The sequence below is a fragment of the Lawsonibacter sp. LCP25S3_E2 genome, assembly GCF_052117285.1.
In the GTDB taxonomy this organism is placed as follows: Bacteria; Bacillota; Clostridia; order Oscillospirales; family Oscillospiraceae; genus Lawsonibacter.
This window is the reverse complement of the sequence record NZ_JBQKJL010000007.1, coordinates 85825-98838: the sequence shown is the minus strand read 5'-3', so window position 1 is coordinate 98838 and position 13014 is coordinate 85825. Positions and strand designations below refer to the sequence as shown.

The 13014-nt window shown below is 58.2% G+C and carries 16 protein-coding genes; 3 read left to right on the top strand and 13 right to left on the bottom strand.

Annotation, left to right across the window (positions count from 1 at the left end; all coding sequences use genetic code 11):
• Positions 1-32 precede the first annotated feature (32 nt).
• Both ACTQ3R_RS08205 and ACTQ3R_RS08200 read left to right on the top strand, forming a co-directional pair.
• On the top strand, positions 33-425 hold the full coding sequence (locus ACTQ3R_RS08205) for a thioesterase family protein (protein WP_441778648.1): 393 nt from the start codon (positions 33-35) through the stop codon (positions 423-425).
• A 3-nt stretch (positions 426-428) separates the two neighbouring features.
• Positions 429-905, top strand: a complete 477-nt coding sequence (locus ACTQ3R_RS08200; RefSeq protein ID WP_441778647.1) for a YbaK/EbsC family protein — start codon at positions 429-431, stop codon at positions 903-905.
• 41 nt (positions 906-946) lie between these two features.
• On the opposite strand, the gene ACTQ3R_RS08195 is transcribed toward ACTQ3R_RS08200, so the two are convergent.
• The 4 genes from ACTQ3R_RS08195 to tsaE form a co-directional block, all read right to left on the bottom strand.
• Entirely contained in the window at positions 947-2248 is a 1302-nt protein-coding gene (locus ACTQ3R_RS08195; protein WP_441778646.1) for an MATE family efflux transporter, read from the bottom strand.
• A 138-nt stretch (positions 2249-2386) separates the two neighbouring features.
• A complete protein-coding gene (gene upp / locus ACTQ3R_RS08190) occupies positions 2387-3022 on the bottom strand; it encodes a uracil phosphoribosyltransferase (protein WP_441778645.1) in 636 nt (211 codons plus the stop codon).
• Positions 3015-3761, bottom strand: coding sequence for a tRNA (adenosine(37)-N6)-threonylcarbamoyltransferase complex dimerization subunit type 1 TsaB (gene tsaB, locus ACTQ3R_RS08185; protein ID WP_441778644.1), 747 nt, complete (start codon positions 3759-3761; stop codon positions 3015-3017). The genes upp and tsaB overlap by 8 nt, the downstream gene beginning before the upstream one ends.
• Positions 3758-4189, bottom strand: a complete 432-nt coding sequence (tsaE, locus tag ACTQ3R_RS08180; protein ID WP_441778643.1) for a tRNA (adenosine(37)-N6)-threonylcarbamoyltransferase complex ATPase subunit type 1 TsaE — start codon at positions 4187-4189, stop codon at positions 3758-3760. Before tsaE ends, tsaB begins: the two co-directional genes overlap by 4 nt.
• A gap of 149 nt (positions 4190-4338) precedes the next feature.
• On the opposite strand from tsaE, the gene ACTQ3R_RS08175 reads away from it, so the two are divergent.
• Entirely contained in the window at positions 4339-5511 is a 1173-nt protein-coding gene (locus ACTQ3R_RS08175) for an FtsW/RodA/SpoVE family cell cycle protein (protein ID WP_441778642.1), read from the top strand.
• Positions 5512-5588: 77 nt separating this feature from the next.
• On the opposite strand, the gene ACTQ3R_RS08170 is transcribed toward ACTQ3R_RS08175, so the two are convergent.
• The 9 genes from ACTQ3R_RS08170 to ACTQ3R_RS08130 form a co-directional block, all read right to left on the bottom strand.
• Positions 5589-6389, bottom strand: coding sequence for an RnfABCDGE type electron transport complex subunit B (locus tag ACTQ3R_RS08170; protein ID WP_441778641.1), 801 nt, complete (start codon positions 6387-6389; stop codon positions 5589-5591).
• A gap of 18 nt (positions 6390-6407) precedes the next feature.
• Positions 6408-7025, bottom strand: coding sequence for an electron transport complex protein RnfA (locus ACTQ3R_RS08165; RefSeq protein WP_441778712.1), 618 nt, complete (start codon positions 7023-7025; stop codon positions 6408-6410).
• A gap of 5 nt (positions 7026-7030) precedes the next feature.
• A complete protein-coding gene (gene rsxE, locus ACTQ3R_RS08160; protein WP_441778640.1) occupies positions 7031-7717 on the bottom strand; it encodes an electron transport complex subunit RsxE in 687 nt (228 codons plus the stop codon).
• Positions 7718-7734: 17 nt separating this feature from the next.
• A complete protein-coding gene (locus ACTQ3R_RS08155) occupies positions 7735-8271 on the bottom strand; it encodes an FMN-binding protein (RefSeq protein WP_441778639.1) in 537 nt (178 codons plus the stop codon).
• Positions 8268-9209: an RnfABCDGE type electron transport complex subunit D gene (locus ACTQ3R_RS08150; protein ID WP_441778638.1), complete on the bottom strand. Its 942-nt coding sequence runs from the start codon at positions 9207-9209 to the stop codon at positions 8268-8270. The genes ACTQ3R_RS08155 and ACTQ3R_RS08150 overlap by 4 nt, the downstream gene beginning before the upstream one ends.
• A complete protein-coding gene (gene rsxC / locus ACTQ3R_RS08145) occupies positions 9209-10516 on the bottom strand; it encodes an electron transport complex subunit RsxC (protein WP_441778637.1) in 1308 nt (435 codons plus the stop codon). Before rsxC ends, ACTQ3R_RS08150 begins: the two co-directional genes overlap by 1 nt.
• A gap of 329 nt (positions 10517-10845) precedes the next feature.
• Complete coding sequence (locus tag ACTQ3R_RS08140; RefSeq protein ID WP_441778636.1) at positions 10846-10992, bottom strand: hypothetical protein; 147 nt, start codon at positions 10990-10992, stop codon at positions 10846-10848.
• A gap of 92 nt (positions 10993-11084) precedes the next feature.
• Positions 11085-12188 carry an S-layer homology domain-containing protein gene (locus tag ACTQ3R_RS08135; RefSeq protein ID WP_441778635.1) on the bottom strand — a complete coding sequence of 368 codons (1104 nt, stop codon included), beginning with the start codon at positions 12186-12188 and terminating at the stop codon, positions 11085-11087.
• Positions 12185-12853: a redox-sensing transcriptional repressor Rex gene (locus ACTQ3R_RS08130; protein ID WP_441778634.1), complete on the bottom strand. Its 669-nt coding sequence runs from the start codon at positions 12851-12853 to the stop codon at positions 12185-12187. The genes ACTQ3R_RS08135 and ACTQ3R_RS08130 overlap by 4 nt, the downstream gene beginning before the upstream one ends.
• Positions 12854-13014: the final 161 nt, after the last annotated feature.

Genomic DNA, 13014 nt, shown 5'->3' with positions numbered 1-13014 from the left:
GCCCCAATGTTATTACAAAGGAGGACATTTCCATGTCTGTTACCGTCGGTTTGAAGGGCCGGGCAGAGGCCCTGGTCAACGATCAGAATACTGCCCAGGCCGCCTGTTCCGGGGCGCTGCCCGTCTTTGGTACTCCCTTTATGTGTGCTTTGATGGAGGAGGCCGCCTGGAAGTCCATTGCCCCCCACCTGGAGGAGGGGCAGAGCACCGTGGGCACCAAGCTGGACATCACCCATGACTCCGCTACCCCTGTGGGGATGAAGGTCTGGGCGGAGAGCGAGATTACCGAAGTGGACGGCAAGCGCCTGGTGCTGAAGGTCGCCGCCTACGACCAAAAGGGTCTTATCGGCCAGGGCACCCACGAGCGGTTTATTGTCACCAACGAGCGTTTTCTGTCCAAAGCCGCCAAGAAGCTGGAGGGCTGAGGAATGTCCATCGAGAAGGTACGAGACTACTTCCGTCCCCTAGGCCGGGAGGGCGACATTCTGGAGTTCCCAGTGTCCAGCGCCACCGTGGAGCTGGCCGCCCAGGCGGTGGGGGTGATCCCCGCCCGGATCGCCAAGACCCTGTCCTTCCTGGTGGAGGACAAATGCGTGCTGATCGTGGCCGCCGGGGACGCAAAGATCGACAACAGCAAGTATAAGCACCTGTTCCACACAAAGGCCAAAATGCTCACCCCCGAGCAGGCGGTGGAAATGACCGGCCACGCGGTGGGCGGTGTGTGCCCCTTTGCCAATCCCGACGGAGTGGACACCTACCTGGATATTTCCCTTCAGCGTTTTGACACCGTCTTCCCCGCTGCGGGCAGCTCCAACTCCGCCATTGAGCTCACCTGCGGCGAGCTGGAGCAGTACTCCCACAGCCGGGGCTGGGTGGATGTCTGCAAGGCCTGGCAGGAGGAATAATAAGAACCCACGGAAAGCACAGTGCTCTCCGTGGGTTTTTTTCATTGGAATTTGCTTGTTTTCAGAAACATCACCGCAGCCAACGCCGTAACCGCCTCGGTCACCGGGGCACTGAGCCACACCCCATCCATCCCCCAGATCCGGGACATGACCATTGCCAGCGGGACGATGAGCACAAACCCTCTTAGGATCGACACGGCAAAGCCTGCACGGGGCCGGTCCATGGAAGAAAAGAACACCGCCGTCACTACGTTGAAGCCGGCAAAGAAGAAGGCAATGAAGTAAAGATGCAGCCCCCGCACGGCGATTTCCTGCAGGAGGGGATCGTTTTCCCGGTTAAAGGCGGCCACAATGGGGTCATCCAGAACCACGGCCAGAACGTAAACCCCCACTGCCAGCACCGCCGCCACCCACAAGGCGTAGCGGTATACCGTATGCACACAATGGGTGTCCCTCCTGCCCCAGGCGGAACTGACCAGGGGCTGAATCCCCTGGCCCAGGCCGGTGAACAGAGCCAGCACCACCAGATAAATGTTGGCCACCACTCCATAGCCTGCCACGCCCAAATTTCCGGCCAGGCTGAGAATAATAAGGTTAAACAAAATCAGCACCAGCCCGGAAGAGAGCTCTGAAATAAGGGACGGACAGCCCAAAACGGCCAGTTTTCCCGTCCCGCGCAGCCGCAGGCCCTCTCTCTTCAGGCGCAGGGTGCCCCTTCGGAAATGAGGAGCCAAAATCATCATGCTGATCACCGGCGCCAGGCCCGTGGCCAGCACCGCGCCGAATATTCCCATGTTTAGAGGGAAAATAAAGATATAGTCCAGCACAATGTTGGAAAAGCTCCCTCCCAACATAGCCGTCATGGCCAGTCTGGGGGCGGAATCATTTCGTACAAAGCACAGCAGCACATTGTTGAGCAAAAAGGCAGGCGCAAAGGACAGCAGCACCTGCAGATAAGTTGCGGTCATTCCATGGACCCTTCCGCTTCCTCCCAGCAAGGTGCTCAGTTGGGAATGGAAACAGACGCCGGGAATGACAAACAGCACGCCGGCAATCAACGCCAGCATCAGGGACTGGGTAAAGACCCGAAGGGCCTCCTCCTCCCTGTCCTGGCCCCGGAGAATGGAGAATCGGGTGGCCCCTCCCATTCCCAGCATAAGGCCGATGCCCTGGATGAAATTATAAAACGGAATGGCCAGGTTGAGCGCCGTCAGGCCATCTGCCCCCAGGCCCTGGGAAATGAAGTAGGTGTCCGCCAAAATATAGCAGGACAGGCCGATCATCCCCATAATGTTCTGGGAGGTGTAACGGAAAAATTCCCTGCGGATCAGTTGATTCTGCATGTATTCTCAATCCCCCAAACGCACAAAAAGGGACGCCCGTCTTTCCTCCTTCTACGGCCTAACGGAGGAAACGCGAACGTCCCTTCCCCCTACCCGGCGGCAGGGGGCGGCTTTTTTATAAAATTAAAATCGGTATTCTTACTTGGTGCCGAAAATACGGTCGCCGGCATCGCCCAGGCCGGGCACAATGTAGGCGTGGTCATTGAGCTTCTCGTCCACGGCAGCTACGTAGATCTCCACATCGGGATGATCCCGGCGGATGACCTCAATGCCCTCGGGCGCGGCCAGAATGTTCATCAGCTTGATGTGCTTGCAGCCATAGCCCTTCAGGAAGGTGATGGCAGCGGAGGCGGAACCGCCGGTGGCCAGCATGGGGTCCAGGACGATCACATCACGGTCGGCAATGTCACTGGGCATCTTGCAGTAGTACTCCACGGGCTGGTGGGTCTCAGGATCGCGGTAGAGACCGATATGGCCCACCTTGGCAGAGGGGATCAGATTCAAAATGCCGTCCACCATGCCCAGGCCGGCCCGGAGAATGGGAACAATGGCCAGCTTCTTGCCGGTGAGCTGCTTAAAGGTGCCGGTGGCCACGGGGGTTTTCACCACCACGTCCTCCAGAGGCAGATCCCGTGTGGCCTCATAGCACTCCAGGGCAGCGATCTCGGAGACGATCTCTCGAAACTCCTTCACGCCGGTGGTCTCATCCCGGAGGATGGTCAGCTTGTGCTGCAGCAGCGGGTGGTCCAGTACGTGTACTTTCTCGTCAAACATTGTGATGATCCCCTTTATCATTAGATTTGGATGTGAAGTTCCGTTCCCGTTCCAGTCGCTCCCGTTCCGCCTGTGACAGGCGGTGGTATACGGGAGTCAAAGCGCTGCCTTCCACCAGCCTGCCCTCCCGGACCAGGCGCTGGGCCGCCATAGCCACCCCAAAGGCACTCTGCATGCGCAGGTGCCGGGGGGCCAGTTCCATCTCTGGCACACGCTCTCGTAAGGTATTATAGCACAGCAGCGCGCCATCTCCAACGACAATTTTCGGAAAATGGAAATTTTTCAGTTCCTCTCCCAGCGTCTCCAGAGAGATCGCCCGGTCAGGGCTCAGCCGCTCCAGCTGATCTCCCAGGGCCAGGAACAGGGCATTGTAGACCTGCTTACGCCGGGCATCCATGGCGCAGATGATGAGCTTTCCCTTCAGATGGGCCAGGGGCCAGGCCATAGATTCCAATGTGGAACAAGGGGCACACAGCTTCCCTTGCCCCCAGGCCAGCCCCTTTGCGGTGGCCACGCCAATGCGAAGGCCTGTAAAAGAACCGGGCCCGGCAGCCACGGCGAGCACATCCACATTCTCCAGACTCTCCCCGCAGTTTCGCAGCATGTCATCCACCATAGGAAGCAAGGTGCGGCTGTGGGTCAGGCCGCTGTTTTGATAGTTCTGGGCCACCAGCTCCCCATCCCGCATCAGCGCGGCGGAACAGGCGGGAGCAGAGGACTCCAGGGCCAAAATATTCACAGTTCAATTCCTCCGATCTCAATCAGGCGCTGTCCCTCATGCTCCCCCCGACGGATGTCCACCCGTACGGTGTCGTGCTCCAGGGCATCCTCGATAATTTCGCTCCACTCCACAGCGCACACGCCTCCCCGTGCCAGATAGTCCTCCCAGCCGATGTCATAAAGCTCATCTGAGGAGCCCAGGCGGTACATATCAAAGTGAAACAGGGGCAGCCGCCCCCCCTCATATTCATTGACAATGTTAAAGGTGGGGCTGGTCACCCGTTCGGTAATTCCCAGTCCATGTGCCAGTCCCCGTGTGAAGGCGGTCTTTCCCGCCCCCAGGTCCCCGGTAAAGGCAATCACCATTCCCGGCATAAGCCGCCCGGCCAGCCGTTCCCCCAGCGCTTGGGTCTCCTCCTCCGTATTGGTTACATAGCGGACGGACAAAGCCATCCCTCCGTTCACAGAAAATTTTCATACATCCAGGAGATTATACCACGATATGGTTTGCCTTTCCACCAAAATGTGCTAAAATAAATCGGACCAATTTTATTCGATTCTTCCGCCCTCTCCGGGCCCCTTCAGGAGGTGAGGTCTTGACCACACTCTTTTCCCCCGTGCGGGAATTTTTCAAAAAGGGCGATCTGATCCTGCTATCCCTGTGTCTGCTGGCCAGCGGCTATGGATTGCTGTTGGTATTTTCCGCCACCCGGTACTTGAATTCCAACCGCCCCATCATGGTCCAGGCTCTGGCCGTGGTGTTGGGCGTGGTGGCCTATATGCTGCTGACCATGGTTGACTTCCACCTGTTTGTAGAAAAAAATTGGAAGTATATCCTGGCCTTCAACGTTGTATTTATTCTGCTTCTCCTCACCCCCCTGGGGGAGGACTATAACTCCGGCAACCTTAACTGGATCCATATCCCCGGTTTCCCGGTGGACATGCAGCCCAATGAAATCGTCAAGCTTCCGTTTATTCTCCTGCTCAGTCTCCAGATCACAAAAATCCAGGAGCAGGAGCGGGATATCAGTTCCCTGCCCTCCCTGATTCAAATCGGCGGACATACCATTTTCATGCTGGGCCTTATCTCCGTCGTGTGCGGAGACATGGGCATGTGCGTGGTGTATATGGTCATCTTCGCCTTTATGGCCTGGGCTTCCGGCGTCAAACTGCGCTGGTTTCTTCTGGTAGGCGGCGGGATTGTTCTGGCGGCAGTCATCCTTTGGCTCTTTGTCCTTCCGGAGACAAAATGGTGGACCGATTACCGCATTATGCGCTTCCGGGTGGTATTTGACCACGACCTGGACCCCCAGGGCCGGGGCTTCCAGCAGACCCGTTCCATCCTGGCCATTGGCTCCGGACAGCTCTTCGGCCAGGGGTTTCTCCAGGGGGACTACACCCAGTCGGAATACTCCCACACCCTGCCTGCCCGGCACACCGACTTTATTTTCGCCGTATGCGGCGAGGAGCTGGGACTCATTGGCTGCTTGCTTCTGCTGCTCATTTTAGGGGCAGTGGTCCTGCGCTGTATCTGGGTAGGCCGTCATGCCAGCTCTCCCTTTGATGCCTATGTATGCATGGGCGTGGCGGCAATGCTCTTCATCCAAATCGCCCTGAACGTGGGCATGTGCCTCTATGTGCTTCCTGTCATGGGACTGACCCTTCCCTTCATCAGCTACGGCGGCTCCTCGGTCATCACTCTGTACGCCGCCATGGGCATGGTATCCAGTGTAAAGGCCAGAACCTTGCCAAGCTGGCTGCGGGACTGATTTCGTTCTCTATCCGAGTTATAAAAAATGCCTCCGGCTTTTTAGGCCGGAGGCATTTTTTATGCTGATTTGCGTTCTTAGCTGTTGGCAGGCACGTGGATGATCCCCACGGGGCACTCCTTCACGCACAGCTGGCAGCCCTTGCACTTGTCCTGGTCGATGTGGGCCAGGTTGTTCTCCACGGTGATGGCATCGAAGTGGCACACCTTGGTGCACTTCATGCAGCCGATACAACCAGCGGTGCAAGCCTTGCGGGTGTCGGCGCCCTTGTCCTTGTTGAGACACTGGACGACAGGCTTACGCTTGTGCTCCGGAATAATGCTGATGACCGCGTTGGGGCAGGCGGCGGCACAGGCGCCGCAGCCCACGCACTTGGCGTAGTCCACCTTGGCGATGCCGTCCACGATGTGGATGGAATCGAAGGCGCAGGCACGGGTACAATCACCGTAGCCCAGGCAGCCGTATTTGCACATTCCGTCGCCGCCGTAAAGGCCCTTGACCGCCTGGCAGCTCTGCAGGCCCTGGAACTCATAGCGCTTGGAGGTCTGGTTGCAGGTACCAGAGCACATCACAACCGCCTTCATAGGCACAGAGGCACCGGCCTCCACACCCATGATCTCAGCGATCTTAGCGGCACAGGCAGCGCCGCCGGGGGTACACTTGTTGACCGCGTTGCCCTCCTCCACGATGCTCTTGGCGTAGTCGGCACAGCCGGCGCAGCCACAAGCGCCGCAGTTGGCACCGGCCAGGACGGCGGTGATCTTCTCCACACGCTCATCTACGGGCACATACATAAAGATGGAGGCGGCCACCAGAATCACCGCGCCAATGAGGCCGATGACGGTGACAATAACAATTGCCAGAATAATCGGATCCATACTCTACTCCCCCTCCTATCAAACCTTGAAGATGGCGTCCACAATACCGCCGAAGCCCATGAAGGACAGGGAGGTAACTGCGGCGGCCACCAGAGTGATGGGCAGGCCCTCAAAGCACTTGGGGGTGATGGCCTGCTCCACACGGCGGCGCACGCCGGAGAAGAGCACCATGGCCACCAGGAAGCCGATGCCGGCGCCGGCGGCGCAGACGATGGACTCCACAAAGTTATAGCCGTTGTCCAGGTTCAGGATGGTCACGCCCAAAATGGTGCAGTTAGTGGTGATCAGGGGCAGGTACACACCCAGAGCCTTATACAGAGCGGGAACGAACTTCTTCAGGAAGTTCTCCAGCAGCTGCACCAGGATGGCGATGATCAGGATGAAGACGATGGTCTGCAGATAGCCCAGGTCACGGCTGGTGCCCGCCGCATAAGCGGGAGACAGCACAAAGGTGTAGATGGGCCAGGTGGCGGCAGTGGCCATGACCATGACGAAGGTAACGGCCAGAGACATACCCACCGCGCTGTCCAGCTTTTTGGACACGCCCAGGAAGGGACAGATACCCAGGAATTTGGCCAGCACGTAGTTGTCCACCAAAATCATGGTGAAGAAGATGCTGGCAAGTTTCAGTGCCATTTCCATTACGCATTGCCTCCTTCCACAGCCTCAGCAGACTTCTCGCTCTTCTTGGGGCGGGAGGTCAGCCAGGTAGCGCCGGCCATCAGGATTCCGAAGACGAAGAAGCCGCCGGGGGCGCTGGTCATGATAGTGAAAGGATCAATGGACTCAGGAATGACCTGAATGGCAAAGTCCGCACCCAGGGCGGGGATCAGGCTGCCCAGACCGGCCATCCAGGTGCCGGAGCCCAGGATCTCACGGATGGAACCCATGACCACCAGGGTGATGGTAAAGCCAATCCCCATGCCCAGACCGTCCAGAGCGGAATCAACCACACCGTTCTTGGAGGCAAACATCTCAGCACGGCCCAGGATGATGCAGTTCACCACGATCAGGGGCAGGTATACGCCCAGGGCCTTATCCAGGTCGGGCACATAGGCCTTGACCAGCATCTGCACCACGGACACGAAACCGGCGATGACGGTGATATAGCAGGGAATACGAACCTGGTCAGGAATGATCTTCCGCAGGGCGGAAATGACGATGTTGGAGCAGATCAGCACGAAAGTGGCCGCAAGGCCCATGCCGATGCCGTTGGAAGCCATAGAGGTGACGGCCAGAGTGGGACAGGTGCCCAGGACAAGCCGCAGAACCGGGTTTTCATTCAGAAAACCGTTGGTCAGAATTTTCAGTTTGCTGTTATTACTCATCTTGTTCCACCTGCCTTTCAAGCGATCGCGTTGTACGCCTCAATGGCGGCGTTCACAGCGTTGTTCACAGCCCGGCTGGAGATGGTGGCGCCGGAATAGGCGTCCACATCGCTGCCCAGCACCAGGGCCTGAGCCGCAGACAGACCGTTATAATTGGCCCAATACTCGGCGTTCTCAGTAACGTTGGTACCAATACCCTTGGTCTCAGCAGACTCAGTGATCTTGATCTGCTTGATGGTATCGTCAGGGTTGAAGGCCACCATGACGGTAACCGTGCCGCCGTAGCCCTTGCCGGAGCAGGTAATGACCGTGCCGGTGCCGTTGTCGGCGGTGTAGACGTCGGAGACATTCTCCACTTCAACACCCTCCACCTTGGTGAAGGCACCCTCGGCCTCGGGCAGCAGCTCAGCGCGGGCGGCGTTCTGGGCGGCGATGGTAGCCGCCTGAATGATGGGGGCAGTCACGCTGTTGGTGGCGGCCAGAGCCCCGGTGATGACGATGCAGATGACACACAGCACCACGATGGGCTTAAATACTCGATTCCAGTTGCTCATTTGCTCTCGCCTCCCTTTTTCACCTTGGCGATGCCCAGCTTATCCTGCCGGGTCAGCACTTCAATATAGGGCACCAGCAGGTTCATCAGCAGAATGGCGAAGGACACGCCCTCGTTCATGGTGCCGAAGTGACGGATCATCATGGTAATGAGACCCAGGCCAATGCCGAAGACCAGCTTGCCCTTCTGGGTGGTGGGAGAGGTGACATAGTCGGTGGCCATAAAGAAGGCACCCAGCATGAGGCCGCCGGACAGCAGCTGCACGATGGGGTCAAGGCCGAAGCACACGCTGAGCACAGCCACAGTGGCCAGATAGGTCACAGGAATGACAGGGCTGATGACCTTGGTAACAATAAGGTAGATGCCGCCGGCGATCAGGGTGATGGCGCAGGTCTCGCCCAGCACACCGCCGTGGTTGCCCAGCAGCAGGGTCACATAGTCACCGGCGCCCAGGTCGGCCACATGAGCCAGAGGGGTGGCGGAGGTAGCGGCATCCGCACCCTGGGGGAAACCGTAGGTGGACATACGTCCGGCAAAGCCAACAGCCATAGCGATACGGCCCACGATGGCGGGGTTGGCAAAGTTATAGCCCAGACCGCCGAAGAGCTGCTTAATGATGACAATGGCGATGAACGCGCCCACGATGGGCATCCACCAGGGCAAGGTGGAAGGCAGATTGAAGGCCAGCAGCATGCCGGTCACTACAGCGGAGAAATCCCCCACAGGGTTCTCCCGGCCCATGAGCTTGCAGTAGGCCCACTCGAAGAAGACACAGGCCGCCACGGTGATGGCGGTGAGGATCAGGGAATTGACTCCGAAGATGATCACAGAGGCGATCAGGGTGGGCACCAGGGCCAGACACACCCGCTGCATAATCTTCTGGGTGGAGTCCGCGCTGGTAATGTGAGGCGCGGCGGTAACGATCAGTTTATTGGCCATTACTTTTTACCTCCATTCTTCATCATGATCTTGGCCAGGGCAATGGAGGGGGCCAGAGGCCGCTTGGCCGGGCAGACAAAGGAGCAGGTGCCGCAGCTCATGCACAGATCGGCGTTGAGCTCCTGCAGCAGCTCCACATTGCCCGCGTTATAGGCCTGGACAATCTCCTTGGCGGACAGGCCCAGAGGGCAGGCGTTGGTACACCGGCCGCAGTGGATGCAGTTGGTGACCTTGGGGGTCTGGGCCATCTTCTTGGAGAAGGCCAGAACCGCGTTGTTGTTCTTCAAAATGGGCTGGTCCAGGCTGGCCAGGCAGTTGCCCATCATGGGGCCGCCGTAAAGGACCTTGCCCGGCTCATCGGTGAAGCCGCCGCAGAAGTCCATCAGCTCCTGAACGGGAGTACCGATGATGACCTCAACATTCTTGGGCTCCTTGATGATGTCGCCGTCCACGGTCAGACGCTTGGTGACCAGAGGCATGCCGGTCTTTAAGTACTTGCCTACGAAAGCCACAGAAGTGACGTTCATAACAATTACGCCCACGTCAGAGGGCAGGCCGGGGAAAGGCACTTCCCGGCCGGTGCAATTTTCAATGAGCACCTTCTCAGCGCCCTGGGGGTAGCGGCAGGGCAGCTCCTTGACCTCTACGCCCTGGGTGGCCACACTCTTCATCTTGGCAATGGCCTCGGGCTTGTTGCCCTCGATGCCGATGATGCACTTGGGGATCTCCAAGTACTTCATGACCGCCTGGATACCGTCCATGATGAACTGGGTATCCTCCAGGAAGCAGCGGTTGTCCGAGGTGATATAGGGCTCACACTCGGCGCCGTTGATCACCAGGGTATCGATCTCGTCCAGGTTCTTGGGGGCCAGCTTTACCGCAGTGGGGAAACCGGCGCCGCCCAGGCCGACCAGACCGCTGGCGCGGACGGCGTCCTGGAAGGACTTCAGATCAGTGACCACAGGAGGAGCGATGGAGGGGTCCACCTTCTGCTCCCCGTCGGGGATGATAACCACGGCGGTCTGCGGCGCGCCATTGGGCGCGGTGATGGTGATGATACTGTCCACAACACCGGATACGCCGGAGTGGATGTCGGAGGAGACAAAGCCCCCGGCCTTGCCCACCACGGAACCTACATAGACCTGGTCACCCTTGGCCACGGCGGGAGACGCCGGAGCACCGATGTGCTGACCCATAGACAGCACAATCTTAGAGGGCAGCGGCATTTTTACCGTTTCCAGGTTGGAAGTCCGTTTCTCGTGGGGGACACCCGCGCCCTGCGCGGATCGTTTGAGAAATTTGCTCATGTAAGATTTCGACCTCCCTATTCTGTTCTGCCGGGATTTGGAAGTACCCGTACCACACGGTTCTCCGCTCTTACAAAGCGGCAAAAAAACCGCTCTTCCCCTTGCGGCAGCGGATACATTCCTTGCGCCCGCACAGAACGGGCGCACGACAAAACCCGTCGCTTTCCCTTCCTTTTTCATCAGTGCGGAAAAGCGCCGGCTCTGCTTGCGGCAAATATCATACACCATCTTTCATAAAAATGCAAGATAATTTGCAGCCTTCATCCATTTTTCGCAAAAAAATCGGGTGCGGAAAACTCCGCACCCGTTTGCAAGTGTTTCTGTGTCCGTCAGCAGCCGCAGCCGTTGTTGCAGCCACAGTTGTTGCTGTTGCCGCAGCTGTTGCCGTTGCCGTTGCCGCAGCAGCACAGAATGACCAAAAGGATGATGATCCACAGGCAGCTGTTGCCGCCCCAACCGTTATTGCAGCACCCCATAATGAGTACCTCCTGATATGAAAGTTTTAAGAGGGCTGTCTGCCGCTCTCATTCCTATCATATGGCAGGAACAGAAAATGGGTGTCTGTTCTTCAGGAAATCTTTTCCGCGAAGGAACGCAGCATGGTAGCTACCTCGGCCCGGTTGGCGTTGTACTGGGGATTAAGGGTAAGTACACCGCCATTGCTTGCGCCGCTGACCACTCCTTCGGCCACCGCCCAGGCCATCGCCTCCTGAGCCCAGCTGCTCACCTTGTCCCGGTCCTGATAGCCGCTCAGGTCGGCTCCCTGGCCCATGCTGAGCCCCAGATAGTTGGAGGCAAAGCTATAGAGCATCACCACCACCTGCTCTCGGGTGACCTGCCGGTTGGGAGAGAAGGTACCGTTTCCGGTGCCGGCCGTAACGCCCTGGGACACGGCCCACTTCACATAGGGGGCATACCAGGCACTGTCCGGTACGTCAGTCAAGGATACATTGGCACTGGCCATTTCACCGGCCGGAGCTCCGGCCAGCTGATAGAGAACGGTAGTGAGCATGGCACGGGTCATCGGTTCCTTGGGGCCGAAGGTATGTTCGCTCATCCCGGAGAAGAGCTTTTTCTCATACACATAATTGACCGGCGCATAGTACCAGTCGCTCTGCTTCACATCCAGGAAGGGTGCCGCAGCAGTGTTTCCCCCCTCCACGGTGTAGCTTCCCTGTACCCCCATGGTGGCATAGCCGGACTGGATGGTGATATAAGCTGTGGTATCCTCTCCCACCAGGTAGCGGTGGTTGGCATTTAACGCAGCGCCGGAGGAGACCTCGGTCCCGGCGGTCACATCCACCACCGCACCGTTATGGGTGACGGCGGCATAGCCCTCCAGCATCAGGGCACCGCTGCCGGTACTCAGACAAATCCGCTGTCCATCATACCACTCCCGGCGCTGGAGGGTGTCACTGGACTGCCCGGAGGCAACGCTTCCCCCGCTGGTCACCTGTCCATGGACCTGATCCAACGTAGACTTCGCCGTATCATAGGTATCCTCAAGGGCGCCGTAGGCAGCCTCGGTCCCGGCTCGGAAGGCCTGAGGCATAAAGTTCTCCACGAGATAGCTCAGGCTCACCGGTCCGTCCCCGGATACCGCGGCATAAGCTCCGGCCGCCAGCAATACAAAGGCCACGGCCAGCACCAGCGGCCTTAGAAATTTCTTCATGGCAGCTCCTCCTCTCTCTCCTCCGCCGTCTCTCCCTGCTGAGAGATCAGATAGCTCAGGGTCAGCAGACTATCAGAAAAATGGACCGACTCTACCACCACATTTTCCCGGCTGATGGCCAACTCGTGGTTGGTAAAGTTCCAAATCCCCCGCACCCCGGCATTGACCAGACGGTCGCACACACTCTGGGCCGCAGAAATGGATACCGTAAGCATACCGACACTCACTGGATGGGCAGCCACAAAGGCCTCCAGCTCATCGGCGTGGTAAACGGGCACTCCCGCAATCTTGGTGCCAACCACCTGCGGATTGACGTCAAACGCCGCCAACAGGCGGAACCCATTGCTGGAAAACTGAAAATTTTGAATGATGGCACGCCCCAGGTTGCCTGTGCCCATGACCACCACCGTATGGCCCCGGTTAATGCCCAAAATTTCTCCAATTTCCTCTTTTAAGCTATCTACCTTATACCCGTATCCCTGCTGACCAAACTCTCCAAAGCAGAACAGATCCTGACGGATCTGAGAGGCAGTCAGTCCCATGGACTTTCCCAGGGCACTGGAGGAGATCCGCACCACGCCGGCTCGCTGTAATTCCGACAGATGGCGGTAATATCGAGGCAGGCGGCGAATCACCGCCGTGGATACTTTCGCATTTCGTTTCATTCTACGCTCCGTCTCCCAGGCTCCGGGCCAGTACAGCCCAGCCGGTATAGCCGCCGCCCTATGAGGCGGTGGGCTCTAATACAATACTTTGTTATTCTACCCCATCCCTCCCCGGCTGTCAAACTCTTTTCCCTGGCAGTGCACCCCTGATTTCCCAAAAA